The organism is Longimicrobium sp. (assembly GCA_036387335.1).
In the GTDB taxonomy this organism is placed as follows: Bacteria; Gemmatimonadota; Gemmatimonadetes; order Longimicrobiales; family Longimicrobiaceae; genus Longimicrobium.
Genome location: DASVTZ010000014.1, coordinates 37,802 through 63,899 on the forward strand (window position 1 = coordinate 37,802; position 26,098 = coordinate 63,899).

The following is a 26,098-nucleotide window of genomic DNA, read 5'->3' on the forward strand; positions in this document are numbered from 1 at the left end:
TTTCTGTGCTACGGTATCAGCGGGCGGAGTGGATTCATGGCGGGTGTGGAGGCTTGCTTCGGGGCGAGTGAACTCGCGGCAACAAAAGCACAAAGTCCGCCTGCGCGGACTCGCGGTCCGGGATCTTGGCGGGGGCACGGGTATTTGACTTCGCGACGATCGTTGCAGATCGCACGGCGGCGGCGTGGGGAGCTACCGTTCGTTGTGCGCTGGCGGGCGGTCGCCGTTGCCCGCGACTCCGAGGCCCCCGGAGTCGGTGACGAACGCCGCCTCGGGCTTGCGCTCCAGAAGGCCGATGCGGGCGCTCAGGTCGCGCAGGCGGTCGCTGGCGTCGCGGATCTGCTGGACGGAGCGGGCGAGCTCGGGCTGGCCGTCGGCGGCGCCGGAGGCTTCCATCAGGTGCACGGTTCCGGCGACGACGGCGAGCGGGTTGTTGAGCTCGTGCCGCACCGCGCGGATCAGCGCCGCCACGGGGACGGTGGACGGCTCGCGCTGCACCTCCTCCGTCTCGGCCAGCAGGGCAGCGAGCACACCGGGCTCGGCGGCGTCGGGAAAGGTGTCCAGGCGCAGGCGCTTGATGCGGCCACCCGCTACCGTCGCCGAGATCTGGAGCCGCGAGACGCCGCCGGGGGAGGCCAGGGCGCGCACAACGCGGTCGCGGTCGCCGGCGGCTACCTGCTGCGCCCAGCTTTCCACGGTCGCGCCCCACTCCTCGCCGGGGAGGCCTGCCAGCGTCTCGACGCCGGCGCCCCAGTGGATGCGGCCGGTCGCCAGCTCGACGCGGAGGAGGGCGAGCCCGCTGCCCGCAGCGACGGCGTCGTAGGTGCGGCGCCAGGCGGCGGTCTCGCGGTCGCGGCGCCAGGCGTCCACGGGAACACGGCGGGCGCGCGCCTCCGCGAAGGCGAGCGCGCCGGCCAGCGCGGAGCCCGCGAACTCCGTCACCAGGGCGAGCGTGGCGCGGTCGTCTTCGCTGAAGGGACGCGCGCCGGCCGGGCGGAGCACGAGCAGCACGCCCACGGCGCCCGAGGGGGCGGGGAGCGCCGCCGCCAGGGCGGGACCGGCGCCCAGCTCCTGCTCGCCCGGGTAGGCGTGCGGCTCCTGCGACAGGTCCGCCGACTCCAGCATCATCCCGGAGCGCAGCGCCGTGCCGCAGAAGCTTTCTTCGCTGGGGAGGAGCTCGCCTTCGAAGGAGGCGAGGAAGCCCGAGCCGACGCGGAATGCCAGCAGTCCACCGGGCTCGGCGGTCACCGTGGTGGCGGATGCGTGGAGGAGCACGCCGATTTCGTCCGCGAAGGTGCGGAGGAGCCGGGCGAGCTCAGCAGGGCGTGCGACGCACTCCGAGATTCGGTGGAGGACCGCCAGGACGCGCTCCGATGGAGCGCCCGCGGGTATGGAGAACGCATCCGTCCCCGCGGGGACGGGGGTGGATGCCGCTCCCCGGGTGGGGTTGGGCATGATTTCGCGGTGTTCACGTTCGGCGGCTGGCCTATCTCCCGGAGGGGGAGACACCCGGCTCTGCGACCCCGCCTCGCGGCGGGTGAGCTATTGTCGTGTGAAACCTATGTGCAAACTATAGGCTCGCCGCCCCGGATCGCGCAAGCTTTACGTGTGCGCCCACCCTTTCCAGCAGCACGCGGACGTATCGCGTCTCCGCCGGCGCGGGGAGCCCGGCGTCCAGCGCGGAGCGGAATGCGGCCACCACGTCGGGGTCGAACTGGCTGCCGGAGCAGCGCTCCAGCTCGTCGCGCGCCTCCTCCGTAGCCCGCGCGCCGCGGTACGGGCGGGTGGTGACCATCGCGTCGAAGGAGTCGACCACGGCCAGCACGCGCCCCGCCAACGAGATCTCCGAGCCCGCCAGCCCGAACGGGTATCCGCGCCCGTCCCAGCGCTCGTGGTGGTGCAGCACGCCCGGCGCTGCGGAGCGGAGGAAGGCGCTGCGCTCCACGATGGCGGCCCCGATCAGCGGATGGCGCCGCATCACCGACGTCTCCTCCTCCGTCAGCACGCCCGGCTTGCGCAGGATGTGGTCCGGCACGCCGATCTTGCCGATGTCGTGCAGGAGCCCGCAGACCACCAGGTCGCGCAGCTCGTCCTCGCCCAGCCCCAGCGCGGAGCCGGCGGCCACGGCGTAGACGGTGACGCGCTCCAGGTGGCCGCCCGTGTACGCATCGCGCGCCTCCACCGCGTTGGCGATGGTGAGGAGGCCGTCCAGGAAGAGGTTCTCCAGCTGCTGCGCCTGCTCGGCGACGCGTGCCTCCAGGCCGCGCTGGTAGGCGCGGTTCTCCAGCAGCAGGCGCCGGTGCTCCAGCGCGCGGCGGGCGGAGAGGACCACCTCGTCCACGTTGAACGGCTTCAGCAGGTAGTCGTCCGCCTGCAGGCGCAGCGCTTCGACGGCCTGCTCCATCGTCCCCGCGCCGGTGAGGAGGAGGAAGGCGGCGGTGTCGTCCAGCGCCTTGACGCGGCGGAGGAGCTCCAGGCCGTCCATCTCCGGCATCATCAGGTCGGCCAGGACGATGTCCGCGCCTTCCGCGATGAAGTGCTCCAGCGCCACGCGGCCGTTCTCGGCGGTGGAGATGACGAAGTCGCCGCCCGCGAAAATGTCGGCGAGGACGCGGCGGATGCCGGGCTCGTCGTCCACGATCAGCAGACGGGGCGGGCCGGCCGGCGGGGGAAACAGCTCCAGCGGCATGTCTTGAAGGAGCGGGGGAGAGGGGGGTGCGCTGGCGAATGTAGCACACGCGCCAGCGCCCACCAAGTGTCTTCGCGCGGGGCGTGCGGCGGCCCCGCGCTCGCTACGGAAGAAGCCCTTCGCGCAGCCCCGTGAAGCCGAGCACCAGCAGCGCGATGATCACCACCCAGATGCAGGCGTAAAGCACCGCCACGATGCGCCTCTGCTCCAGGATCTTGGGGAAGAGGATCGGCTTGCCGGCGAACTTGCCGCGCGGCTTGTTGGGGAAGAAGAAGGTCTTGTACGTCTCGATGGTGGCCACCGAATACCCGGCGCCCGCCACCGCGATGTAGATCCAGTTCGTGGTGAAGAACGACATGATGATGGCCCAGGTGAGCGCCACCATGGGGCTGCGAAAGAACTTGAAGGTCTCGAAGCCTTCCACCGGCGCATCCTTCCACGCCCCGCCGAACGCCGTCAGCCATCCGCCGATGGAGCCCACGGTAATGAGCACCAGCCATGGGTTGGCGTCCGGGTACGTCTTCATCAGCCAGTTGGCGAGGTACAGCAGCACCGCCAGGAGCACCAGGATGGCGGCGAAGACGGACCAGCGAACCGCGCGGCTCTGGATGGGCTTCCCCATGACGCCGAACTGCATGGGGATGAAGTACTTGGACTGGTCTTCCTCGCGCAGGAAGCTCTTCCACAGCTCCAGCGTGAGCCGTTCGGCCGCGTACACCAGGCCGAAGAAGACGGAGAGGTGGCTGGGCAGGATGAGGTTCAGCTCGACGATGAGCGCCAGGATGACCGCCGCGACCGTCGCCACGATGATGCTGCGCGAGTACTTGGGAAAGGTGAAGCCCTCGTGCGGGGCATCCTTGTACATCCCCCAGGACGAGGTGTGCGCGCCCGCGAGGAGCCCGATGAGAATGGCAGGTACCAGTGTGTTCATTGGATTGGAAAAGTGGGTCAGCGGTCCATGGAGGCGTACACGGACTCGAGCAGCTCCATGTCGCGCCGCGCGGCGTCGAAGGTGAAGCGCGGCTCGCGGTTCTCGCGCAGGGCGGGGATGAAGTCACGCCACATCGCGGCGTAGCCCGGGATGTCGGCGAGCCCGGGGACGGCTACGCGGCGGCGGCGTCCGCGCACGGCCAGAAAGACGCCGTTGGTCTCGAAGGTGGCCGTGCCCTCCGTGCCGTACAGCGCGGAAAGGCGCAGCCCCTTGAGCGGCGAGCCGATCTCCCAGGAGTAGGCGAGCGTCCCCACCGCGCCGCCCTCGTACTCGAAGACGGCGAGGGTGGTGAGGTCGGGCTCGCCGGTGTTGCCGCCGGGGCGGTAGCCGGTGGCGCGGCGCACGGGGAGCCCCAGGTTGGCCATGAAGTTGATCCAGTGGATCCCGCCCTCGAAGAGCGCGCCGCCGCCCGCAAGCGACATGTCGCCGCGCCAGTTGGCGACCGTCTGCTCCTTGAGCGCGTTGATGGTCAGCAGCCGCGGCTCGCCCACGTCGCCGCGCTCGATGACGCCGCGCAGCGCCTCGGCCATCGGCTTGTAGAAGTAGTTCTCCGCCACCATCACCCGCCGGCCCGCCGCGTCACGCGCCGTCCGCACGGTGTCGAAGTCGGAGGCGTGCAGAAAGGGCGGCTTCTCGACCACGACGTGCTTCCCCGCGGCGAGGGCGGCCAGCGTCAGCTCCAGGTGCGACGTGGGCGGCGTGGCGACGACGACGACCTCCACGCGCGGGTCGGCGATGGCGGCCTCGTACGAGCCGAACGCGCCCGCGCCGCCCGCCTTGCGCGCGTACTCCTCCGCCTTGGCCAGCTTGCGCGAGGCGTAGAAGAGGGTCACCCCCTCCATCCCCTTGAGCCGCTTGGTGTGGATGCGGGTGGCGAAGCCGCATCCCAGGAAGGCGATCCCCGTCATCCGGCGGCCTCGGCGTGCGCGGGGCTCGCGTGCGCGGCCATCGTGCGCCCCACCCGCAGCGCGTTTGCGGCGATGGTGAGGCTCGGGTTCACCCCGGCGGAGGTGGGGAAGCAGCTTCCATCCGTCACGTACAGGTTCTCCAGGCCGCGGAAGCGGCAGTCGCGGTCGAGCGGGGCGGTGCGCTCGTCGTCGCCCATGCGCACGGTGCCCACGGCGTGCGAAAAGGTGCTCACCTTCCACGTCGCGGTCCCCCACGCACCGGCGCGGCGCAGGATCTTCTTGGCGCGTCTCACCAGGGCGGCGCGGGCGGCGAGGTCGCGCGGCGAGTAGAGCGAGGTGACGCTCATGCGCGGGAGTCCGAAGCGGTCGATTGCGCCCGGGTCGATGCGGACGCCGTTCTCCGCCCGCGGCTGGTCCTCGGCGATGGAGAGGAGCCCCGTCATGTGCTCCACCAGCGGCGTCGCCATCCGCGCGATCAGCTTCGGCAGACCGACTTCGAGCATGGCGGCGGGCGGTCCCATCACCTGCTGCATGTTGCCGAGCTTGCCTGGAGGCGCGTCCTTTTCATCCACCCCAAAATAGAAGTCGTGGATGGCGAGCTGCTTGTGGTGCTCGTTGCCGGGATTCGGGTTGCGCGGAAAGACGCCGTACGTCATCGCGTTGCAGTGGCGCATCAGGTAGCGTCCCACCGCGTGCCCGGCCGGGTTCATCCGCTCCAGCCCCGACGCCAGCAGGAGGTGCGGCGTGGCGAGCGCCCCCGCGGCGACCACGAAGCTATCCGCGCGCAGCACCAGCGGCTCCCCCGTGGCGCGATTGCGACACTCGACGGCGGCGACGCGGCCCCCTTCGGCCACCAGGCGCACGGCCAGGGTGTCGGTGAAGAGCTGCATCCCGCGCATCACCAGCTCGGGCACCATGCGCGTGGCGATGTCGTTCTTGGCCCCGATGGCGCAGGCGAAGGCATCGCAGGTGGTGCAGCGCCGGCACCCCGTCTCCGCCGCGTAGTTGATGGCGAGCGGGATGGGGAACGGGTGCAGCCCCAGCGACCGCGCCGCCGCCTCGATGCGCCGCGACGGGGCCGCGAGCGGAGAAGGCGGAAACGGATACGGTGCGCTGCGAGGGGGCTCGGTGGGGTCCGTGCCCGCGGCGCCGGCCACGCCCAGCAGGCGCTCGGCCTGCGTGTAGAACGGCTCCAGCGCGTCGTACGCAAAGGGCCACGCGGCCCCCGAGTCGCCCACGATCTCCGGCGCGGGCTCGAAGTCTCCCTGGCGGAAGCGGAACGACGAGCCGCCGTAGTACACCGAGGGTCCGCCGACGCAGGTGCACAGGTTCTGCTCGGCCCAGCGGCGCCCTTGGAGAACGCGGAAGGCGCTGTCCGGCGCGTAGGCGGGGGTGCGGACGAAGGCGCCCTCGCCCGCCCAGTTCTGCGGCCCGCGCTCCACCCATCCGCCGCGCTCCACCATCGCCACCCTCAACCCGGCCGCCACCAGCTCCCACGCCGCCATCGCGCCGCCGAAGCCGCTGCCGATCACCACGGCGTCGAGTTCCAGGAGTGGGGAGGACGGTGGCACAGGCAGAAACATCAGGAAAGCGAATTCGCGCGGGAAGCCGCGTAAACTGCGGCGAAGCGGCGTCCGGCGCCAGTGGTGGGGGTGATTAGGGTATGGCCCTGGTTTGGCCCTGGTTGGGCCCTGGCGAGTGAACTCGCGGCAACAACGGCACAAAGTCCGCCTGCGCGGACTCGCGGTCGAGACCCCGCCCGTGCCTGCCGCCGCCCCGCACCCGCCGCAGCGCACCGACGCCGGTAGGGGCAGACCTGCGTGTCTGCCCGCCCTCGCCCCCGCCCCAATCCATGCGCCTCCGCACCACCGACCCACGGCAGGGGCAGCCCCACGTGGCTGCCCGTGCCCTGCCATTCGATGATCCTTGCTCCGCCGCCGCGGACCCGCCGTCCGCTGCTACGATGATTGTCTCCGCGATCCGCAAAAACCCCGCAAACCATTCGCTCGCCACCAGTTCCGCAGATCGCGGGCTCCGCCACAGCGGTCCGAAGTGTGCATCGGGGGTGCCGCCCACGCAGCATCGGTTCACCGGCGACAGGAGAGCGCAACAATGGCACAGAACGACAACGCGGGCAGCGGGAGCACGGGCGGGCTCGGAAGCACGGGCGGCGGGCTCGGCGGGAGCACCGGTGGCGTGGGCGGCGGGCTCGGCGGAAGCACGGGCAGCGGGCTCGGGAGTGAGGGCGCCGTGACCGGCACCGGGAGCACGGGAAGCGGGTACGGGTCGCAGCCGGGCACGGCGGGCGGCTTCGACGACGATTTCGGCGCGCACGAGACGCACGTCTATCGCGGCGACTTCGAGGCGCGCACCGACCGCCCGGAGACGCACACGTACGAGCAGGCGCGCACCGGCTACCAGATGGGCCACGAGGCGGCCGCGCAGCCCACATACCAGAACCGCGAGTACCAGGAAGTCGAGGTTGAGCTCGAGAAGACCCACGAGACCAGCCGCTTCGCCGAGGTGCGCGAGTACGTGCGCAGCGGCTTCGAGTGGAAGCGCGTGCTGGGCGGGCTGGCGCTGGCGGGCGGCGCGTACTGGGCCGGCAAGAAGGCGCTGGAGGCGGTCTCCGAGGGCAAGGAAGAGGAGACCCACTACCGCCGCCACTACGAGTCGCACCCGGCGCGGACGACGGTGGCGTACCCGCAGGCGCGCACCTACTACGTCGTGGGCTACACCGCCGCGCGCAACCCCGCATACACCGGCCGGAGCTTCGACGAGGTGGAGCCGGAGATCCGCCGCGGCTTCACGGGGAGCCGCGCGGGGACGTACGAGTCCATGCGCGACTTCTGCCGCTACGGCTACGAGCGCGGCACCGGGCGCGCGGGTGGCACTGGCGGGACTGCCGGCACGGGCGGGACGGGCGGGACGGGCGGCATCGGGACAGCCTGACCGTCCTGACGCTGCCATGACCGAAGCCCCGGCGCTGGTTCAGCGCCGGGGCTTTGTCGTGGGCACATGCATGATCTCGCGCGAACGCCGGGGACGCGGTTTCACACAGAGACGCAGAGGAACGGGAAAGGCTACAGAGAACGTCCTTCTCGATTTCACCACTGCCGACGCGTTACACACGTAAGAGTGGGGTGGCGAGTGCCTGGGCGCTCGCGGGATCGATCCGGCTCACCGGCGCGAACCCCGTGGTCTTCTTGAAGCTCATCCGGTGCACGAATCCCTTCATCGAATCCGATGGATCGACCGCGTCGAAGTTCAGCCGCTCCAGCGCCTCGCGCGGAAACGCGACAGACAGGATCGGCTGCTCGCGTACGTGGCCGCAGGTGGTGTCGAGTACGTCCGCGACCGCGGTGACGATGACGCCGTCGAGCGGGAGCAGCGCGAACACCTCTCGCGCAATCCGGAGCACGCACCCGCATACGTAGTCCTGATACAGCTCGTTGAACCTGCCCCCGGGCATCTTCTTCACCGACAAACGCCCGCTCTGTAGAAGGGTTCGCTCTTCACGGGGAATCACTTCATCCGTGTTGACGTGAATCTCGGCCTCCGGAGGGCCGCTCTCGTGGAAGCCGAAGACGATTCTGCTTCCCAGCGCATCGATCTCCTCGAACACGCCCGACTGCTCCAACGCGGCGAGCCATGCTTCGGCCTCTCCGGCGAGAATCGCGTGCGCGAGCTGCTGCGACTCGGCCCACTCGGCGCGCTGTTTCTCGTACTCTTTGAGCGCCGCCCGGTGGTCCTCTGTGTCCTGCTCGGCCGCACGAACAATCGCGGCGCGGAGCTCCTCCTGCTTGCGGTCGATTCTGCCCAGGAGCCGGTCCAATAGCCCTGGCCGGAACGCTTCCAGCGCCGCTTCCGCCTCGGCCGCACGCATGCGAGCCGGGAGGGGTTCGGGCGGCGGGGGCGCGTCCGCGATCCTGCGCCAGTCCCAGACCGGCCCGCAATCGCGCTGCATCGAGCGAAGCACGTCGACGTAGTTGGCGTGCTCCTGCGCCTCGTACTCCGCCTGTTCCAGCGCCGCCATGCGTTCGTACTGCTTATGCTGGCGCTCGAGCTCGCGCTGGCGCCTCACCGCGGCTCGCTCGGCGCGGCGAGATGCCGCACCCATCGCCCTGATCGTGCCTCTCCAACCCATCGTGCCTCTAGTTGCAGTAGGAATGGTCGACGTAGCGCTTCCGCCCGCTGGCGCTGTAGGTGTAGCATCCGCCGCGGGGGCCGGTGTAGTATCCGCGCGACTCGGCGGAAGAGCGGCGTGTGCCTCCGGACGAGAGCGAACGTGCCTTCGGCGTGCTTCGGGTGCGTTCGGGCGCCGGGTACGAGCGCACCGCATCACTGGCGCGGTACACGTATCCGTCGGGATTCCCCGCGTAGTCGTACAGCGGAGCCCACCCGTTCTCATCCTTGGGCCCGAGGCGAACGGCGGTGCCGCGGGGGAGGGTGCGAAGCGCCGCGCCATGCTTGTTCGGCTCGCTGCGCACGTTGAGCGGTTCGTGGATGTAAAGCTCGTCCGTGGCTGGCGCAGGGGGCGCGCTCGTTTCGTAACCCGTGAGCGGTAGCGGACTGGGCGGTGAGGAGGGCGGACCGCTTCCGATGCACGTGCCCAGGATCACCAGCACGAAGAAGCCGCCGAGACACCCCACGCAGCCATTGCCGGCACGCCCGCTGGAGTCCATAGATCCCGAGCCGCCGTCCATCCGGGCGCGGTAGCTGAGCCCCGAGCCGGGAACGCCGGTGTTCAGGTATGTGCCGCGTCTGCCGCTGTTGATGCTGGCCCCCCGCCCGCCGATGGTCGTGCTGACGCCGGAGCGCCCGACGTTCACACGCACGCCTGGTAGAATCTTGATGCTCTTCCGGAAACGAAACCCCATATTGATCTCCAGCAGAATTATTGAGCTCGCCCGTCGAAGTGGGTACCGCCTTTGTAGCGTTGTCGGACACCTCTCAGGGCTTTCACAGGCCGCGAGCCCAGCTAACGCGGCGCGTACGCCGTAGCTTACCTCCCACATAGAACCTCGCCAAGATGCTTGCCAGGTACGCCGTGTTTGTGCTCTTCGCCTGCGCCGCCGCGTCATCCGACCTGGCTGGCCAGCCGTCACGTGCGCTGATGCCGATCGAGTTCGAGAACTCGGCGGAGTTCGGGTGGCTGCGGAAGGAGGTGCTGGCGAGGCGCACGCTGGACGAGCTGACGGGGCCGGCCACCTGGCGCTTCACGGGGACGGGAACGCTGAGCTTCCCCACCCAGCCGAGTCTCGCTGGCGATCGCGTGATGCGCGTGGAGATGCAGATGTTCCGCGACGCGCCGGCGCCGACGCGCAACCGCCTGCCGAGCGTCAACCTGCGGCGCGCGTTCGAGGGCGAGGACTGGCGCGGCTACAACCGGCTCTCCATCTGGTTTCGCACGGAGACGAGCGGCTTTCCGACCATCCCGATGCAGATCGTGCTGCACAACGACGGCGCGGAAAAGGTGCCCGACCGGTACGGCCGCGAGGGCATCCACTACGTCACGCTCGCGCCCAACGGGTGGCAGCAGGTCGTGTGGGAGATCGAGCCGCTGCCGCGCGATCGCGTGACGGCCGTCGAGATCGGCTACTGGGCCAACAAGATGCTCGCGGCGCCCGGCGACCGCGTCGCGTTCGAGATTGGACGCATCGAGCTCCAGCGCGTCGCTCCGGACCACCACACGGGGTGGAGCGTCGCGCCAGGGCGGATCTCGTTCAGCCACACCGGCTACGCGGCGGGCTTCTCGAAGACGGCGGTCGCGAGCGATCTGGCGGCCTCGGCTTTCGAGCTGGTGCGCGTGGATGGCCGCGCCCTCGGCGAGGTGGTGCTGCGAGGGCCGGTGCAGCGGGTGAGCAGCCGTCTCGGCTCGTTCCAGCAGATGGACTTCTCGGAGGTGAATGCGCCCGGGCGCTACGTCCTCCGCGCCGGCGGCCAGACGACGCGGCCGTTTCGCATCGGCGCGGACGTGTGGGAGGGGACGGTGTGGAAGGCGCTCAACTTCTTCTACGGAAACCGCTGTGGCTTCGACGTGCCCGGCTCGCACGGCGTCGACCACCTGGACTGGTTCGCGACGCATGGCGGCCAGCGCATCGTGACGAGCGGCGGGTGGCACGATGCGGGCGACCTGTCGCAGGGGGTGATCAACACCGGCGAGGGGACGTACGCGCTCTTCGCCCTGGCCGAGCGGCTCCGCGCGCGCGGCGGGGACCCGGCGCTCGTGGCGCGGGTGCTGGAGGAAGCGAAGTGGGGGCTGGACTGGGTGCTGCGCGTGCGCTTCCCCGGCGGCTATCGCGTGGCCTTCGGGAGCCACAACCTGTGGACCAACAACGTGGTGGGCGACGAGGACGACCGCACCGTCGTCGCAAAGAACAACCCGAACGCCAACTACATCTCCGCGGCGGCGGGCGCGATCGCGTATCGCGTGCTCAAGGACAGCGACCCCGAGCTGGCCGCGCGCAGCCTGCGCATCGCCGAGGACGACTGGAGCCACGCCATCGTCGGCGTGGAAGGGCCGTCGACCTGGCACACGCCCGCCTTCGCCGCGACCCGCATGGAGCTCGCGGGGATCGGCGTCACCGCGTCGCTCGAGCTCTTCCGCGCAACGGGGGACCGCAAGTACGCCGACAAGGCGGTGGAGCTCGCGCGCGTCATCGTCGATTCGCAGCAGAAGCGCCCGGTCGGCGGCGCCTTTCCGCTCGCCGGGTTCTTTTATACGGGCCCGGACCGCGACACGCTCTTCCACCAGTTCCATCGCGGCAACGACCAGGCGCCGGTCGTTGCGCTGGCGCAGCTCACGGAGGCGCTGCCGGACCACCCGGACTGGATGAAGTGGTACTCCACGGTCGCCCTGCACGCTGAGTATCAGAAGCGCACCGCGTCCACGACCGCGCCGTACGGTGTTCTCCCCGCCTACGTCTACCGCCTGGGCGACGAGGCGAAGGAGGTGCCGGACTCGGGCGCGCTGCACGGGGGCAGTCGCGAGGCGTACCGTGCGCAGGTGAGCGCGGGGATGCCGATGGGCGACGGCTGGTTCCTGCGCGCGTTCCCGGTCTGGTTCGCGCGCCGCGGCAACTACGGCATCCTCCTCTCACAGGCGAAGGCGCTCTCCGCCGCGTCACGGCTCCGCGGCGACAGCGCGGGGATGGACCTGGCCCAGCGGCAGCTTCAGTGGGTCGTCGGGCGCAACCCCTTCGTCCAGAGCACGATGTACGGCGAGGGGTACGACTGGGCGCAGCAGTACAGCGTGTCGTCGGGCGACTTCGTCGGCTCGCTCCCGGTCGGGATGCAGAGCCGCGGCGTCACAGATCTGCCCTACTGGCCGGCGCAGAACATGTACGTGTACAAGGAGGTCTGGGTCCATCCCGTCAGCCGCTGGCTCTGGATGATGGAGGACCTGCTGGCCACCCCCGCGCCCGCCGCCTCCGCCGACTTTCAGGTCACCGCCACCACCGCCCGCAACGGCGACATCGCCATCCGCCTGACCACCCGCGACCCCGCCGTCCGCACAGTCGCCCTGCGCGTCGAGAACCTGCGCATCGAGCGGCCGTTGCGTACGGTGCAACAGCGCGGTCGCGGGCCCGCCATCGTCGAGTGGAAGGCGCGGCGGATCATCGCCGACGCCCCATGGTTCGCCATCGCCGTCCCCGATGGCGACCTGGCGCGGCGCCGCGAGGTGTTCGAGCTCGTGGGGAGCCGGCCCTGATCCCCTCGGTCTCTGGGGGGCATCTCACTACGATCCTATCCGAAGTCGTGGCAGCATGTGACTTCGGAGGAGGTGCCAGGTTGGACCATTCCTCGTCCGGGGAAACGCTCGTGCGAAGCGCCGAACCGAACCAACGACAGAACCCCGCCACCGGCGTGCATCCGTGGCGGGGTCATGTCACTTGGCGAGACGGAGCGCCCACTCGCTGCTGAAGGAAGGTATCCGAGCTCCTGCACTCTCGTCGTGAACGCCGCGAACAGGGGCCGCGTCCATGTCACACCCGAACAACTGACGCTCTGTCTCGGTAGTCACGAGCCCGGTTCCGCTACTGCGTCTCGTTGCACCTCTTCCGACGCGCGATCTCAGTGCCGAGCCGTGTCCTTGGCCGCCGAGGCGGGAAGCGGCTCGATCGGCTCGCTCCATACCTTTCGGTTGCCGGTAGACCCGTCTTCGGAGTATTCCGCGACGCCGTCGACGCGCCGGGCCCCGGCGGCACGCGCCGCGTTGACCGCCATCACGATGTCGTATCCGGTCACGTCGGGGGAGCTGAGCACCCGCACCACGCGCGTTCCTGGCCTTTGCGCATAGCGCCTCGCGAAGATGGTGTCGAGCTCCGCCACGCTCAGGTTCCGGGCGGCGTCCACTCCGTACTTCCCTTTGCCGAAGGCCCGAATGGTCACCACGTTCTCAGAGGGTGACGCCGCGGGCAGGCCCGAACCGGAGGCCGAGATCTCCTGCTGGCGCGAGTCGCACGCCGCCGCAGTCGCGACCAGCGCCACGGCCAGGGCGCGCATCGTCTTCCATGAAGCGGTCATCCTACCCTCCGATCATTGTGGAGCTTCGTGGATGGATTGCCGCGGAACGCGAGTGCGCGGCTCGAATGGGCGTTGAAATCCCACGTCATCAGCACCTTCCGGTCGCAGTCGAGAACCGCGACCTGCCCGGACGACGGGCTGAATCGCACCCGGCCCGGGTTCGCCGCGATGAGCGCGCCCACCCTGACGACGTCGCCCCGCACGATGCTGGTGTTCATCCGCTCGGTGAGCACCGCCGACAACAGCCCACACCCGTAGTGGAAGCTCTGGCACGACCCATACTGCACGTCGGGGTGACACGAGTTGAAAGAGTTGCAGTCCGCGTACATGTACGAGATCCACCATCCGGCATTGCCGAAGACGTGCGCGCTTCCGTCTTCGTTATCATAGCACCGGCCGCACTTTTCTTCCGCGCTCGCCGCCGGTGCAGTGGCAAGCAGTGCCAGCACTGACGCGACTCCCAGAATTCGTTTCACGACCATCCCAATCCTCCTCATTAAGGTGTGAGAGCACTCGCCTGAACCAGTGGTGGAAAATCGCCGCATATTTGGTGCCGTTTTACTCCTGTTGTTGGTCAGCAACACAACCACGCCACCTGTGCGCAGCGGGGCTTGACTGCTGGGCGCATCGGAGCGCGCGCGCCGGCGCATCGCATCTCCACGCGTCTTCGGCAGCAGTCCACCGTCAGGTTCACCCGAGCTCCTGCACCCTCGCCGTGAACGCCGCGAGGAGCGGTGCGTCGATGTCGGAGAGTGTGTCCGTGTTGACCCACCCCGCGCCTTCGGGGGTGACGAACTCGAAGCGGTAGCGCGCGCCGCGATTGCCTTCGGTGAAGTTGAACAGCTTCCCCTTGCGCTCCTGGCGGTAGAACACGCAGAACACCGTTTTGTGATCAACCGAGCGAATGTGCGAGAGCTTCTGATAAAGATCTTCCTGGCGCTCGATCAGGAAGGGAAGGCGAGCGCGGACGTACTCGATCACCTGGCGCTCCGTCTCGGTGGTCACGACTCCGCTCTCCAGGGCGGGTGCCGGCTCCGGCGCGGTTTCCGCGGGCGCGGGCGGCACCGGTGACTCGGCGGGAATCCGCACCAGGTCGCTGCGATCCGCGAAGCCGACGCGCTCCAGGATCTTGCGGTCGAGCATGGTGTCCGCCGCCTCGCGCACGAGCAGCGCGTGCTCCTCCACCATGCGCGAGGTGCGGCGGCCTTCGATGGACGCGACGTCCATCATCACGCGCACGAACCGCTCGTCGGGGCTCGCGAGCACGCGCTGCAGCGCATCGGCGTAGGCGGCCACGTGCATCTTCCGGCGCGCATCCGCCCCCACGTTCGCGGGGTCGAAGGTGCCCTTGCGCAGCCGCATCAGGGCGTCGAGCGCGTTGGCGTCCACCTGGTCGCGCGCGGCTTCGGTCAGGTCGACGACCGCGAACGGCTCGTCGTCCATCATGTTCTCGGCGCTCGTGTCCGTGAACAGCTGGAACGTGAGCCCGTCCGTCAGGATGCCGAGCTTCACGGAGGGCACCGCGTTGAAGTAGCCCTTCAGCTCGCCCCGGTTCGCCTCCACCAGCGCGCCGACCTTCTTCGACTCGACGGCGATCACGGGCGTCTTGTCCTGACAGATGGCGAAGTCCACCCGGTTCTTGAACTTGTCCGAGAACGACGCGTGCGCCTCGGGCACCACCTCGTCGGGGTCGAGCGGGTCGTAGCCGAGCAGCTGGAAGAACGGGAGAACGAGGTACTGGTTGGTCGCCGCCTCGGTCTGCGCGCGCCCCGCGCGCTCCACCGCGAGCTGCGCGTGGGATACGAACCGGCTGCGGAATTCGTTGCTCATGATGGCGAGGGCTGGAAGGATGGGCATGCAGCTTTCGACTTCCTCGATTCACGCGTTGATGACTCGCATGTCGAGAAAGCGGCGCTCCATCCAGTAGTCGGCCCGATCCCGGCGGATTCCTAGGTTGCCGATCTAGTTCGGCATCTGCGGGGTATCTCTTCCTGGAGACGCAGCGGGTGGACCGTTCCTCGCAGCAGAAGAGGAGCAGGCTTCGCCTTCGCGCCGAGTCCGAAAGCCGTTCCGATTCCGAAGGAGATCCGATGAGCATTCAGGAACTCGAAGCAGAGGCGTTGAAGCTTCCCGAGGGCGAGCGCGCGAAGCTCGTGGCTCGCCTCCTCGCGAGCATGAGGCGTGAGGCAATCGAAGCCGCCGAAGACCCGATAATGCGGCTCGGAAACTCGCCCGTGTCAACGGGAGTATCGGACGGAGCCGCACAACACGACCGCTATCTGTACGGCTCGGCCTAGCGTATGGCCGAGGTATTCCTCGATACGGGTTATCTCGTTGCTCTCGAATCGGACAACGACCAGCATCACGCCGCCGCCATCGAGCACTGGCGACGGTTTGCGCGTAGTCGTCCTCAATTGCTGACGACGAGCTTCGTTCTGGATGAGGTGGTAACCTATTTCGTCAGCCGCGGACGCCACGCGAAAGCGGTGGAGATTGGCGATTGGCTGCTGGCGAGTCCATCCGTGCGCCTGGTGCACGTGGACGAGGAGATCTTTCGAGCCGCCTTCGAGTACTTGAGGCAGCGACCGGACAAGCGCTTTTCGCTGACCGACTGCGCGTCTTTTGTCCTGATGGAACGTCTCGGGATCCAGGACGCGCTCGCATTCGATGGTCACTTCGAGCAGGCGGGCTTCTCCAGGATCTCAGACGCGCGCCGCTGAGGGCCCGGCGTTGCGGACAAACACGAAAAGCCCCGACGCCAGGTCGGGGCTTTTTCAGATCGGGTCCTGCTCACAAGGGCAGTAGCCCTTCCATCGTCACATCCCGTACAGCGTGTTGAACAGCAGCTTGAAGGTGCCGTGGGGCTGGGCGCGGAAGGTGATCTCGGGGCCGAAGAGGTAGAGCGTGCCCTTGCCCACCGTGGCTTCGGCCGCGGCGACGCCGCCGTCGAGCTTGTCCTGGCCCCAGGCCCAGCCGCTGCGCAGCGGGGCCTTGCCCTCATACCAGGCGACGGGGCGCACGCCGCGGGCGGCGGCGTCCGAGCCCAGGCGGAAGACGGGCGAGTCGTCGAACATCACGTCGACGCGCTCCTCCAGCCCCCAGGCGACGGGGCGCGACGGGTCCACGCGCACCTGGAGGACGGAGCCGGGGATGAAAAACTTCTCGCGCGACAGGTGCACCGTGTCGCCCGTCGAGGTGCGCTCGACGAGGTGATCGTTCACCGGGAGGCCGAGGTGGTGGGCCAGGATGGTGGACGAGCCGATGGTCACAACCTTCCCGCCGCCCTCCAGGAAGGCGCGGAGCTGCGGAACCGTGCGCGCGATGGTGACGTTGCCCAGGTGCGCGCGGTACTCGGCCGGGATGGTGGCGGGGTCCGGCTCGCCGCGGGCGGGGCGGTCCTCCTCCGGGATGGCGCCGTCGTGGAAGATCAGGACGTCGTACTTCGCGTTCAGGTTCCCCGCGTCCAGCTCCTGCGCGAAGACCTGGCGGTAGGTGAAGCCCCACTGGTCGAAGAGGTAGCGGTTCCAGCCGGAGGGCATCGAGCCGCCGAAGCGGTCCCAGAGGCCGATGCGCAGCGGGCGCACGCGCATGGCGCCGGCGGGGGCCTCCGCGAGCGCTTCGACGTCGACGCCCAGCTCAGCGGCCAGCGCGTTGAGGCGCTGGTAGACTCCCTGCACGCGCGCCGGGACGACCCAGGTGCCGGCCGGATACGTCTCGCCGTTGGCCGCCAGCGGGGCCGACAGGCGCTGCACCTCGACGCCCGCCGCGAGAAGGCGGTTCACCACCGTGAATGCATCGTTCTGGGCCGCGGATACGAGGTACGCCGCCACGGCGTAGCGCGGGGTGGCCACGCGGCCGGGCGCGGGGCGCGTGTTGAAGGCGTCGATGCGCTGGAAAGGCCCCGTGAAGCCCTCCATGATCCGGTCGAACTTCACGCCCATCTGGTACGCCAGCGTCCACCCGGCCACGTCGTACGGCGGGATCGGCGGGCCGCCCTCGTAGCGGAAGTCGTTGGGGTGGTCCTGCGGCTCGAACATGTCCAGCACGTGCGGGCGGAAGGCCTGCGCCGTCTTCACCACGTACGAGCCCGCGGGGTACCGCTTGCCGCCCACGCTGAACTCCGCGGTGGCGCGGTGCACCTCGACGCCCGTCTCCAGCAGCGCATTGACGAACTTGGTGGCGGTGGGGAAGTCCGGCTGGTTGCTGGGGAGCACGTAGCCGCGCGGGTCGCGCCACTCGGGGCGGCGCAGCATCGCCAGGTAGCGCTGCGACTCCTGCGGGTTAGGCGTATCGCTGAACTGGCCGCCGGCGGCCATTACGGGGTCCGTGTCCGTCCTGCCGCCGCGGCGCGCGGCGCGCATGGAGTCGCGCACCTCGGCTATGCGGCGCGGGTACGGCGTCCACGTGTCGCGGTTCCCGCGCTCGATCGCGTTGGCGCCCATGCGCCACTGGTTCATCAGCAGCGTCTCGCGATAGCGCGACGCCATGTCGAGCACCGCGTAGTTTGCGGTCACCGAGTAGTCGATCGACTGCCTGAAGTGCCACCGCTGCGGCGCGACGGGCGAGATCAGGTCGCCGCTGGGGAGCTGCCGGTTCGCCACGAAGGGGATGTTCATCGGCGTCGGGTTGCCGATGGTCTCGGTGAGCAGCCCCACCATGTTGTGGAAGTACGCCGTGGTCCTCAGCCCGCCGTTCCACCAGGTGCTGTAGTTGGAGCCGGTGCGCGTGGTGACGCCGGGCTTGTTCTCCGCGATGAAGCGGGTCTGCATGGCCGCGCCCACCTGGTCCAGCTCGGTCACCACCAGCGGGTCGTACACGTAGTTGAACGGATCGCGGAAGGGCGGCGCGAACATCACCGTTCCCGTGGGCCCCGTCTGATGGTGGTTGTAGACGATCTGGGGGAACCACTGGAGGTACATCACCCGGTTCATGTTCTCCGTCTCCGGCTGCGTGGAGGCGTAGAAGTCCCGGTTGTTGTCGTGGCCGATGTACTTCTGGTAGAGCCGCGGGATGTTGCCCGTGGAGCGCTGCTGCGGGTTGGGGTTCCGCATGTACCAGTCGCTCACCAGGTCCATGCCGTCCGGGTTGGCGTGGACGAAGAGGATGATGACGTCGTCCAGGATGCGCATCGTCTCCGCGTCGTTGCGGGAGACGAGCTGGTAGAGCGTCTCCATGAGCTGCTGTGCGCCGAGCACTTCGCTGGCGTGCAGCCCGCCGTCGATCCACACCACCGCCTTCCCCGTGCGCGCCAGCCGCCGCGCCTCGGTGGAGTCCACGCCGCGGGCCAGCGCCAGCCGCCGCACCGTGCTGCGGTGCAGCTCCAGGTTGCGCAGGTTGGCCGGCGACGAGACGAACGCCATGTACTCGGTGCGCCCCTCGGCCGTCTTCCCCATTTCGACCATGCGCATGCGGTCGCTCTGGGCGTCCAGCTTCTGCCAGTACGCCACGAGCTGCCGGTAGTTGGGAAGCACGTAGTCCGCGCCGACGTCGTGGCCGAACTGCTCGCGCGGGGAGGTGACGCGCGTCTGCGCCGGCGCGGCGGACGCGGCCAGCACCGCCGCCAGCGCCACGAAGCGCGCCGTCCGGTGGATGGTGGGCATGGAATCCTCGGTCTGGCCGCGGGGGGCGCGGCGGGGGTTGCAGCCTGTTGAACGGATGTAGCGTCAGAATCGACCCGCCTCGCCGCGAAGTCAAGACGGGGGCCCGAAAGTGGGGTTGCGCGGCCGGCAGGGTGTGGGGTGGAGGCGGGCACGGGCAGCCACGTGGGGCGGCCCCTACGAGGTTGGTGCCATAGGCGGAGGTTGGGGGGGCGGCAAGGGCGGGCAGACACGCAGGTCTGCCCCTACCGGTTCCGGGGTTCGGGGCGGGCGGCGGGGTGGCGGCGGGGGCGGGCGCGATGAATCGCGCCCCTACAGCTCGGCGAGGCGGCGTGCGAGGAAGCGGCGCTCGGGTTCCTGGAGGGCGAGGGAGAGGGCGCGCTCGTAGCCGGCGCGGGCCTCGGCGGAGCGGCCCAGGCGGCGGCACAGATCGGCGCGCGCGGAATGAGCCAGGTGATACGCGGCCAGCTCGCCGCGGGCCAACAGCTCGTCGACGAGGGCGAGTCCCGCGGCGGGGCCGTCGCGCATGGCCACGGCGACGGCGCGGTTCAGCTTCACGACGGGCGAGGGATCGGCGCGGGCGAGCACGTCGTAGAGGCCCACGATCTGGGGCCAGTCCGTGGCTTCGGGGGTCGGCGCTTCGGCGTGCACGGCCGCGATCGCCGCCTGCAGCGTGTAGGGGCCGAAGCGGCGCGACGAAAGTGCGCGCTCCACAAGCGCCACGCCTTCCTCGATCAGCCCGCGGTCCCAGAGGGAGCGGTCCTGATCGGCCAGCAGCACCAACTCGCCCGTGGCGGAGGCGCGCGCGGGGCGCCGCGACTCGTGCAGCAGCATGAGCGCGAGGAGGCCCATCGCCTCCGGCTCGGGGAGCAGCTCCACCAGCAGGCGCCCCAGGCGGATCGCCTCGCCCGACAGCGAAGCGCGGGTCAACGATTCGCCGGAGGAGGCGGAGTATCCCTCGGTAAAGACCAGGTAGACGACGTGCAGCACGGCGTCCAGGCGCGCAGGCAGATCCGCGCGCGATGGCACCTGGTACGGGATGCGCGCGTCGCGGATCTTGGCCTTCGCGCGCACGATGCGCTGCGCGAGCGTGGGCGCGCCCGTGAGGAAAGCGCGCGCGATCTCCTCCGTGGTGAGGCCGCAGACCTCGCGCAGCGTGAGCGCGATCTGCGCGTCGGGCGAGAGGGCGGGGTGGCAGCAGGTGAAGACGAGGCGCAGGCGGTCGTCCTCCACGCCGTCGTCCTCCCACGCCGCCGCGTCTGTGGGTGCGACTTCCAGCTGGTCCGCGAGTTGGGCCAGCTTCGCGTCGAAGCGTGCGCGGCGGCGGATGGCGTCGATGGCCTTGAAGCGCCCCGCCGACACCAGCCACGCCCGCGGATTGGCGGGGACGCCGTCGCGCGGCCAGCGCTCCAGGGCGGCGGTGAAGGCGTCGTGCAGGGCTTCTTCGGCGCGGTCGAAATCGCCCAGCAGGCGGATCAGTGTGGCGAGGACGCGGCGCGAATCGGTGCGGTAGACGGCGTCCACCACCTCCCGCACCCGCTCGGCCGCGTCCCCGGCCGGCACCGCTACTGCTGCGCTCCGAAGTCCACCACCGGCCGCACCTCCACGCTCCCGGTGCGCGCCGACGGGATCTTTGCGGCCACCTGGATGGCGTCGTTCAAGTCGCGCGCCTCGATCAGGTAGAACCCGCCGAGCTGCTCCCGCGTCTCGGCGAACGGCCCGTCGGTGGTGGAGATCCTGCCGTTGCGGATGCGCACGGTGGTAGCGGTCTGCACCGGGTGCAGCGCCTCGCCGGCGATCATGTGGCCGCTCGCCACGATCCCCTCGGTGAACGACATATACTCGCCCATGAACGCATCCTGCTCCTCCTTGGGCATCGCTTCGATCATCTTCTCGTCGTCGTAGATCAGGCAGAGGTACTTCATCGGGGCCTCCATGGTGTGGTGGGAAAAACCGTGAGCACCCTGTAGTCGCTCGGGGACCGCCGAAATCGACATCGCGCCCGCGTGATCAGCCGAGGCGCTTGAAGAAGCGCTTCCCCGTGTCGTCGAAGCCCATCCGTCTGTAGAACACGTGCGCCTCCGTCCGCTGGTTCCCGGCGGTCAGGTGGAGGGTGCCGGCGCCGTGGGTGCGCGCCCATTCTTCCACGGTGCGCACCAGGGCCGCGCCCGCACCCTTGCCGCGGTGCGCGGGGTCGACCACGAGCGCCAGGATGCGCGCAAAGGGATCGTCGTAGACCAGCGTCCAGCCGATCATCGCCGCCACCATTCCGATCACCTCACCCTCGGCCTCCGCCACCCACGCAGCGTAGCCATCCAGCGCGGAGATCCGCTCCATCCGCACGCGCATGGCGTCTGGCTCCGTCGGGTAGCTGAGGTGGGACATCAGCGCGGCGAGGGCGGCGGTGTCCTCGGGCGCGGCGGGGCGGACGTGGGTTGTGCGCTGCATCAGGCCTCCAGTGCGAGGGATCAGTCGGGTAAAAGGTACGATGCTTGCCCGGACTCCGCCTCCCCGACGCGGATGGAAACCCACGCGAGGCAGGAGGAACGATGAGCAAGAGCATGGAAGGGAGCGAGGAACAGAAGCAGAAGCTTGCGCGCGAGGCGAAGAAGGAGGGAAAGAGCGCGAGTGAGGTGGGCGCCAGCACCGGTGCGAGCAAGCAGCAGGCGCGTGCCGACAAGGACGACTCGCACCAGAAGCGCCTCGACCAGAAGCACGAGGGCAAGCCGGACGACGTCAGCCATACGCAAAATGAGGAAGCCCGCCCCGGCTCGCGCGACAACGACACGGTGGATAAGGAGCGGCATCCGCGGCTGTAACGGAAGTGCGTGAGTGCGTTAGTGCGTTAGTGCGTTAGTGCGGGAACGGGGCCCGGCGGCAGCAGGCACTTTGTCATCCTGAGCAAAGCGCCTCACCGCCCACGACCCGTCACCGGCCTCTGGCGCGAAGCGAAGGATCTACTGCGCGTACCGAGGGGCCGGCCTCGTTGCACCGGCCCCTTGTCGCGCCGGCTAGATCCTTCGCTTGCCGCCTGGAGTTCGGGGATGCGCCCCGTGGATCTGTGCGGGGCGGCTCGCTCAGGATGACAAAAAAGGGGGCCGCCGTGTCCCATCGCACTCACGCACTCACGCACTCACGCACTCACGCACTTCTGTCCCCTACCTCCCGGCCACACGCGAATCCCGATACTCCTGCTCCGCCACGTGAAGCGCATCCCAGGCCCGCTGCGAGCGGGGATCGAGGACGCTTCGCGGGGCGCGCTTGGTGGGCCACGGGAGGCGCGGGTCGTCCGTGGTGCCGGGGTAGAGGCCGACAGTGGAGGCGACGATCGCACGGGCGACGGTGGCGCGAACGCTCCGGTCCATGCGGCCCAGCACGGCGAGCGTGCGGAGCGGTCCCTGCACGAACGCGTCGGAGAGGAAGGTGGCGTACTCGTCGCGAAGCGTCCCCGGGCCGATGTCGTCGAGGCGGGCGAACAGGCCGGCGAGCGCCTCGTCATCGCCATCCTTGACGCCGCGGAAGAGTAGGACGCTCGCCACCCGCGGCCATCCCGGTCCGCTCCCGCCGAACGCGGTGGAGAAGAGCTCCGCATCGAGGCGCTCCAGGAGGGTGCCGGTCTCCTCCCGCTCCAGCGAGACGACCACGGGATCGCGCGGCGGCGGGGTGCCGGCGGGCCGCGTGGAGGTCGTGGTGCGCCTACGGGCCGCCGGCGTCGCTTCCAGGTCCGCGCCGCCGACGACTACGATCTCCGTTCCCACCTGCACGTTGTGGTACAGGCGCAGCGCATCGGCATCGGAGAGGCGGATGCAGCCGTGCGACACGCGCTGGCCCAGGAGCTCCGGCTTGTCGGTGCCGTGGATGGCGAGCCCCTGGCCCAGGTACACCGCCGCCGCCCCCAGCCCGCGCGGAAAGCGGCGCCTGGGGCTGTTCTCGGGCGGCACGGGGAGGTCGTGCTCCAGGAAGTACCAGTCGGGCGCGATCCAGTCCGGCTCGCGCGCCTTGTAGACGACGTGGAAGGTTCCGTTGGGCGTGTGGAAGTTCCACGCGTCGCGGTCGGACTCCAGGCGCAGCCCGGTGCCCGTGCCCACCGGCGCGGACCAGAGAACGCGGCTCCCCTTCGTGAAGAGCAGGCGGTTGCTGTCGAGGTCGATCACCACCACGTGCCGCCCCCGCGCCACCGCCTCGGATCGCACGCGCACGCCACTCCCCGCCGCCCTGCGCGGCGCCTGCGCCTCGGAGGGAAGCGCATCAGCCAGCGCGAGCGCCAGCAGCAGCGCCGCCGCGATTCTCGTCCAGGTCGTGCTTCGCATGGTGTCCAGCGGTACGGCGGATCGTGGTCCGCGCGATGGGCGCGCGGTGCCCGGGTGGGGCGCAATGGGGGTACACTGGCGGGCGGGGGGAGTTTCGCGGGGGCCCCACCCCCAGCGTCGCTCCGCGACGCATCCCCCTCCCCCGAAACTGCCCGGGGGAGGGGGAAAGACGGCCGCAGGTCTGCCCTACGAGATCTGTGCGTGATGCGGGGATTTACGCGTGCGCCCCTCCCCCGAGGTTGGGGGAGGGGCAGCGCGGTGACGAGGCGGGGAGGGGGCCTGCGTTCAGCGCCCCAGCCAGTACGTCGCCTTTACAAGGAAAACGTTGCGCGCGGGGACTTCGAAGAGCCCGGATGCGTCGCGGCCTACGTCGAAGTCGCCGAAGCCTTCCTGGCCGCTCCGCTCCTGCTGCCACACGAAGAAGAGCGTGGAGCCCGGCCGGTACTCCCAGCGCAGCACCGCGTTGCCGCGCAGGTTGCGGAAGTTGTAGTCTGGCCGGCCGACCTGGAAGCAGTTGGCCGCGCCCGCGGCGCCGTCCGGATCGATGGTGTAGCGCTGCGGATTGGCCGCCGCGGTGCCGCACGCGGTGTTCAGCGCGATGGTGCCCGCGTCGGCGCCGTACTCCGTGAAGTCGTAGCTGTTCGGCGCCGCGAGCTCCTTGAAGCCGTCGTACTCGCCCGCGGAGAGGAAGGGGCGGGCGTAGAGCTGCAGCGAGAGGCGCGGGGTAAAGGTCCAGTCCAGGCGCGTACTCAGGGCGACCGTCGTCTGCTCCAGCGTGGCGAAGACGAAGCGGCGGCCGTACGTCGCCGTCGCCAGCGCGTCCGACTGGGTGCGGACGTACTGCGCGTCGGTGCGGCCGGACTCCCACACGGGGCCCACGCTCACCTGCACGCTGGTCGAGGGGCGCGCGGATACGGAGGCGGCCAGGTAGCGGAAGTAGCCGCCCGCGTCGTCGGTAGACGTGTAGCCGTCCAGGTACAGCGACGCGCGTTTACGGGGGTCCGTTCCCGCGCCGCCGGAGAAGGCGAGCGATGAGGGGGTGCCGGCCAGCGGGCCGCCGCGCGTCAGGCGGTCGCTGGTCACGTGCGGCGCGTACTCCACCGTGGCCGTGGCGCTCCACAGGTTCTTGAAGGTGCCGTTTCCGCGCAGGGCGTAGGTGCTCCCCGTCTGGTCGCCGCCGAAGTTCCACGACTGCGTGGTGAAGGCGCGCACGAACCACTCGCGGAAGACGGCACCCGGCTTCCCCCGGCGGTAGCCGTAGAGCGCCGCCAGGGAGCGGCTGTCGGCGCGGCTCTGGAAGCCCAGATCGTTGGTCTCGAAGCCGGGGCTGACCTGCTGCATCCAGAGCGAGCCGCGCCAGTCGCCGCCCTTGCGCAGCGCCGCGCCCATCGCGTAGCCCTCCAGCGAGGTGCGCGTTGGGTCGTATTCCAGGTAGTCGGCGTCGGGGCGGAGGAAGTAGCGGGCGCTGGAGCGCTGCGTGGCGGCGATGGCGTCCGCGCTGCCGGCCACGCGCGAGCCGGACGCGAAGCCGCTCACCGACCACATGCGGCTCGGGCCCCACGAGTGCTCGCCGTCCACGCCGGCCACGTACGCGTCGGAGCGCAGCATGGGCTCGAAGACGGAATCGCTCTGGCTGCGATGGGTGGCGGTGGCGATCGCGCCCAGCACCGTGCGCCCGCCGTTCAGGTCGCGGCGCACGCGGCCGACGAGGTAGTTGCTGAGCGGTTCGACCGCCTCATCGCGCGTGACGCCATCCGACACCAGCACGCGCCCGCGCTCTCCCGCCGTCACCGCGTCCAGCACGCCGACCGACCAGCCGCCGGCCGTCTTTCCGCTCAGCTTGGCGGCGCCCAGGATGGTGGTGCTCTGCGGCGCGTCGAAGTACTGGTACGACCCGCCGAGCTGCCGCTGCGGCGCACGCCCGATGCGGCGCGTGTAAAAGAACTGCGGCGCGGTCAGGCTGATGTGCGACAGGAGGCTGCCGAAGCGGAAGATGTCGGTGCCCTCGCTGAAGAAGGGGCGCCGCTCGGGAAGCTGCGTCTCGAAGGCGCTCAGGTTCACGAACGCGGGGTCCACCTCCACCTGCCCGAAGTCGGGGTTGATGGCCGCGCTGAGCGTGAGGCCGGACGGTAGCCCCCAGCGCACGTCCGCGCCGACCGATGCATCCGCGTCTGACGAGCGGTAGAAGGGATTCCCCGGCTGATCGGGTGCGCGGGTGAGGCGGGCGACGGTGTACGGCTGCAATTCCAGGCGGCTCGGCGCGCGGATGCCCTGCAGCCCCTTGAGCCGCCCGAAGCGCGACACGAAGCCGTTGTCGTTGCGGTTCCACGGCGACCAGGCGAAGCGCGTGTCGAAGCGCGCCACGTCGCGCGTGAGCTGCAATCCCCACTCGCGGCCGCCCGCCGGCTCGCTGCGCCCGAAGCGAAGCTGCGACAGCGGGATGCGGAACTCCGCCGTCCACCCGGCCGAGTCCACCTGCGTCGCCACCTCCCACACGGCGTCCCAGCCGGAGTCCTCGTTGGCGTCGTTGAAGAGGTAGACGTCGCGCTTCACCCCGCGCGGGTTCACGCTGAAGGCGAAGGCGGTGCGGCCGTCGGCGTAGCTGTCGATCATCACCTGCGCCCAGTCCGAGTACAGCCCGCCCGCGTCGCGCCGGGCGAGCTGAGCGGCGATCGAGTCGGGTCGCGGATCGGCCATGCGCATCCCCACGTACAGCGCATCGTCCGCGTACAGCACCCGCGCCTCGGTGGCGAAGCGGGCGGGCGCGCCGGCGTTGGGATAGCTCTCGGTGAAGCCGCCCGCCACCTCCGCCGCGGCCCACGGCGCATCGTCCAGCCGCCCGTCGATGCGCACCGCGCCCGCGGCACGCGCTGCCTGGAGAACGGGCCTGGGGCGCGTGTTGGATGCGGCGGGCGCCGCCGGCGTCTGCGCGGCGAGCAGCGAAGGAGCGAGCAGAAAGGCGAGCAGCGATCGACGAATCATTTGGAAAGGCGGGTCGGGGAGTGGACGTAACGTGTGCAAGGATGTTAAATGTTTAGCATAGATACGTCCAATACCGCTAACGTGTGTTCCTG

At 69.9% G+C, this 26,098-nt stretch carries 21 protein-coding genes and 1 riboswitch; of the genes, 5 read left to right on the forward strand and 16 right to left on the reverse strand.

Annotated features, from left to right (window positions below):
- Positions 1-192 precede the first annotated feature (192 nt).
- The 5 genes from VF647_01220 to VF647_01240 all read right to left on the reverse strand — a co-directional run bounded on the left by VF647_01220 (position 193) and on the right by VF647_01240 (position 6,123).
- Positions 193-1,455 carry a histidine kinase dimerization/phospho-acceptor domain-containing protein gene (locus VF647_01220; protein HEX8450680.1) on the reverse strand — a complete coding sequence of 421 codons (1,263 nt, stop codon included), beginning with the start codon at positions 1,453-1,455 and terminating at the stop codon, positions 193-195.
- An 18-nt stretch (positions 1,456-1,473) separates the two neighbouring features.
- Positions 1,474-1,554, reverse strand: a riboswitch (cyclic di-GMP riboswitch).
- 16 nt (positions 1,555-1,570) lie between these two features.
- Positions 1,571-2,689, reverse strand: coding sequence for an HD domain-containing phosphohydrolase (locus VF647_01225; protein HEX8450681.1), 1,119 nt, complete (start codon positions 2,687-2,689; stop codon positions 1,571-1,573).
- 103 nt (positions 2,690-2,792) lie between these two features.
- Positions 2,793-3,620 (reverse strand): hypothetical protein, encoded by an 828-nt coding sequence (locus tag VF647_01230; protein HEX8450682.1) that lies wholly within the window; start codon positions 3,618-3,620, stop codon positions 2,793-2,795.
- Positions 3,621-3,637: 17 nt separating this feature from the next.
- A complete protein-coding gene (locus tag VF647_01235; GenBank protein ID HEX8450683.1) occupies positions 3,638-4,588 on the reverse strand; it encodes a Gfo/Idh/MocA family oxidoreductase in 951 nt (316 codons plus the stop codon).
- Positions 4,585-6,123: a GMC family oxidoreductase gene (locus tag VF647_01240; GenBank protein HEX8450684.1), complete on the reverse strand. Its 1,539-nt coding sequence runs from the start codon at positions 6,121-6,123 to the stop codon at positions 4,585-4,587. The genes VF647_01235 and VF647_01240 overlap by 4 nt, the downstream gene beginning before the upstream one ends.
- A gap of 577 nt (positions 6,124-6,700) precedes the next feature.
- Here VF647_01240 and VF647_01245 point away from each other — a divergent pair.
- Positions 6,701-7,540 carry a hypothetical protein gene (locus tag VF647_01245; protein HEX8450685.1) on the forward strand — a complete coding sequence of 280 codons (840 nt, stop codon included), beginning with the start codon at positions 6,701-6,703 and terminating at the stop codon, positions 7,538-7,540.
- 172 nt (positions 7,541-7,712) lie between these two features.
- Here the strand turns inward: VF647_01245 and VF647_01250 are convergent, their stop codons facing one another.
- On the reverse strand, positions 7,713-8,672 hold the full coding sequence (locus VF647_01250; GenBank protein ID HEX8450686.1) for a hypothetical protein: 960 nt from the start codon (positions 8,670-8,672) through the stop codon (positions 7,713-7,715).
- Positions 8,673-8,742: 70 nt separating this feature from the next.
- Positions 8,743-9,468, reverse strand: coding sequence for a DUF4236 domain-containing protein (locus tag VF647_01255; protein HEX8450687.1), 726 nt, complete (start codon positions 9,466-9,468; stop codon positions 8,743-8,745).
- Positions 9,469-9,620: 152 nt separating this feature from the next.
- Between VF647_01255 and VF647_01260 the strand changes: the two genes are divergently transcribed.
- Entirely contained in the window at positions 9,621-12,302 is a 2,682-nt protein-coding gene (locus tag VF647_01260; GenBank protein HEX8450688.1) for a glycoside hydrolase family 9 protein, read from the forward strand.
- Positions 12,303-12,664: 362 nt separating this feature from the next.
- On the opposite strand, the gene VF647_01265 is transcribed toward VF647_01260, so the two are convergent.
- The 3 genes from VF647_01265 to VF647_01275 all read right to left on the reverse strand — a co-directional run bounded on the left by VF647_01265 (position 12,665) and on the right by VF647_01275 (position 14,974).
- Complete coding sequence (locus VF647_01265; protein HEX8450689.1) at positions 12,665-13,117, reverse strand: hypothetical protein; 453 nt, start codon at positions 13,115-13,117, stop codon at positions 12,665-12,667.
- Positions 13,114-13,599 carry a hypothetical protein gene (locus tag VF647_01270; protein ID HEX8450690.1) on the reverse strand — a complete coding sequence of 162 codons (486 nt, stop codon included), beginning with the start codon at positions 13,597-13,599 and terminating at the stop codon, positions 13,114-13,116. The genes VF647_01265 and VF647_01270 overlap by 4 nt, the downstream gene beginning before the upstream one ends.
- A 208-nt stretch (positions 13,600-13,807) precedes the next feature.
- Positions 13,808-14,974 (reverse strand): hypothetical protein, encoded by a 1,167-nt coding sequence (locus VF647_01275; protein ID HEX8450691.1) that lies wholly within the window; start codon positions 14,972-14,974, stop codon positions 13,808-13,810.
- A 233-nt stretch (positions 14,975-15,207) separates the two neighbouring features.
- Here VF647_01275 and VF647_01280 point away from each other — a divergent pair, with 233 nt between their 5' ends.
- Entirely contained in the window at positions 15,208-15,414 is a 207-nt protein-coding gene (locus VF647_01280; GenBank protein ID HEX8450692.1) for a hypothetical protein, read from the forward strand.
- Positions 15,415-15,417: 3 nt separating this feature from the next.
- The gene (locus VF647_01285; GenBank protein HEX8450693.1) at positions 15,418-15,837 is read left to right on the forward strand and encodes a PIN domain-containing protein; all 420 of its coding nucleotides are present in this window, start codon (positions 15,418-15,420) and stop codon (positions 15,835-15,837) included.
- Positions 15,838-15,933: 96 nt separating this feature from the next.
- Here the strand turns inward: VF647_01285 and VF647_01290 are convergent, their stop codons facing one another.
- The 4 genes from VF647_01290 to VF647_01305 all read right to left on the reverse strand — a co-directional run bounded on the left by VF647_01290 (position 15,934) and on the right by VF647_01305 (position 21,162).
- The gene (locus tag VF647_01290; GenBank protein ID HEX8450694.1) at positions 15,934-18,717 is read right to left on the reverse strand and encodes a M14 metallopeptidase family protein; all 2,784 of its coding nucleotides are present in this window, start codon (positions 18,715-18,717) and stop codon (positions 15,934-15,936) included.
- A gap of 309 nt (positions 18,718-19,026) precedes the next feature.
- Positions 19,027-20,277: an RNA polymerase sigma factor gene (locus VF647_01295; protein HEX8450695.1), complete on the reverse strand. Its 1,251-nt coding sequence runs from the start codon at positions 20,275-20,277 to the stop codon at positions 19,027-19,029.
- Positions 20,278-20,279: 2 nt separating this feature from the next.
- Entirely contained in the window at positions 20,280-20,639 is a 360-nt protein-coding gene (locus tag VF647_01300; protein ID HEX8450696.1) for a YciI family protein, read from the reverse strand.
- Between the two features lie 85 nt (positions 20,640-20,724).
- The gene (locus VF647_01305) at positions 20,725-21,162 is read right to left on the reverse strand and encodes a GNAT family N-acetyltransferase (GenBank protein ID HEX8450697.1); all 438 of its coding nucleotides are present in this window, start codon (positions 21,160-21,162) and stop codon (positions 20,725-20,727) included.
- Between the two features lie 101 nt (positions 21,163-21,263).
- On the opposite strand from VF647_01305, the gene VF647_01310 reads away from it, so the two are divergent.
- Positions 21,264-21,533 (forward strand): hypothetical protein, encoded by a 270-nt coding sequence (locus VF647_01310; GenBank protein ID HEX8450698.1) that lies wholly within the window; start codon positions 21,264-21,266, stop codon positions 21,531-21,533.
- 339 nt (positions 21,534-21,872) lie between these two features.
- On the opposite strand, the gene VF647_01315 is transcribed toward VF647_01310, so the two are convergent.
- Both VF647_01315 and VF647_01320 read right to left on the reverse strand, forming a co-directional pair.
- Positions 21,873-23,024, reverse strand: a complete 1,152-nt coding sequence (locus VF647_01315) for a L,D-transpeptidase (protein HEX8450699.1) — start codon at positions 23,022-23,024, stop codon at positions 21,873-21,875.
- Between the two features lie 285 nt (positions 23,025-23,309).
- Entirely contained in the window at positions 23,310-26,006 is a 2,697-nt protein-coding gene (locus VF647_01320; GenBank protein HEX8450700.1) for a DUF5916 domain-containing protein, read from the reverse strand.
- Positions 26,007-26,098: the final 92 nt, after the last annotated feature.

What these genes read in the sequence shown, in the direction of transcription:
- VF647_01285 (HEX8450693.1), top strand. Translation starts at nt 15,418, where the DNA reads ATGGCCGAGGTATTCCTCGATACGGGTTATCTCGTTGCTCTCGAATCG.
- VF647_01290 (HEX8450694.1), bottom strand. Translation starts at nt 18,717, where the DNA reads ATGCCCACCATCCACCGGACGGCGCGCTTCGTGGCGCTGGCGGCGGTG.
- VF647_01305 (HEX8450697.1), bottom strand. Translation starts at nt 21,162, where the DNA reads ATGCAGCGCACAACCCACGTCCGCCCCGCCGCGCCCGAGGACACCGCC.
- VF647_01320 (HEX8450700.1), bottom strand. Translation starts at nt 26,006, where the DNA reads ATGATTCGTCGATCGCTGCTCGCCTTTCTGCTCGCTCCTTCGCTGCTC.
- VF647_01280 (HEX8450692.1), top strand. Translation starts at nt 15,208, where the DNA reads ATGAGCATTCAGGAACTCGAAGCAGAGGCGTTGAAGCTTCCCGAGGGC.
- VF647_01310 (HEX8450698.1), top strand. Translation starts at nt 21,264, where the DNA reads ATGAGCAAGAGCATGGAAGGGAGCGAGGAACAGAAGCAGAAGCTTGCG.
- VF647_01220 (HEX8450680.1), bottom strand. Translation starts at nt 1,455, where the DNA reads ATGCCCAACCCCACCCGGGGAGCGGCATCCACCCCCGTCCCCGCGGGG.
- VF647_01245 (HEX8450685.1), top strand. Translation starts at nt 6,701, where the DNA reads ATGGCACAGAACGACAACGCGGGCAGCGGGAGCACGGGCGGGCTCGGA.
- VF647_01315 (HEX8450699.1), bottom strand. Translation starts at nt 23,024, where the DNA reads ATGCGAAGCACGACCTGGACGAGAATCGCGGCGGCGCTGCTGCTGGCG.
- VF647_01225 (HEX8450681.1), bottom strand. Translation starts at nt 2,689, where the DNA reads ATGCCGCTGGAGCTGTTTCCCCCGCCGGCCGGCCCGCCCCGTCTGCTG.
- VF647_01275 (HEX8450691.1), bottom strand. Translation starts at nt 14,974, where the DNA reads ATGCCCATCCTTCCAGCCCTCGCCATCATGAGCAACGAATTCCGCAGC.
- VF647_01260 (HEX8450688.1), top strand. Translation starts at nt 9,621, where the DNA reads ATGCTTGCCAGGTACGCCGTGTTTGTGCTCTTCGCCTGCGCCGCCGCG.
- VF647_01300 (HEX8450696.1), bottom strand. Translation starts at nt 20,639, where the DNA reads ATGAAGTACCTCTGCCTGATCTACGACGACGAGAAGATGATCGAAGCG.
- VF647_01270 (HEX8450690.1), bottom strand. Translation starts at nt 13,599, where the DNA reads ATGGTCGTGAAACGAATTCTGGGAGTCGCGTCAGTGCTGGCACTGCTT.
- VF647_01255 (HEX8450687.1), bottom strand. Translation starts at nt 9,468, where the DNA reads ATGGGGTTTCGTTTCCGGAAGAGCATCAAGATTCTACCAGGCGTGCGT.
- VF647_01235 (HEX8450683.1), bottom strand. Translation starts at nt 4,588, where the DNA reads ATGACGGGGATCGCCTTCCTGGGATGCGGCTTCGCCACCCGCATCCAC.
- VF647_01230 (HEX8450682.1), bottom strand. Translation starts at nt 3,620, where the DNA reads ATGAACACACTGGTACCTGCCATTCTCATCGGGCTCCTCGCGGGCGCG.
- VF647_01265 (HEX8450689.1), bottom strand. Translation starts at nt 13,117, where the DNA reads ATGACCGCTTCATGGAAGACGATGCGCGCCCTGGCCGTGGCGCTGGTC.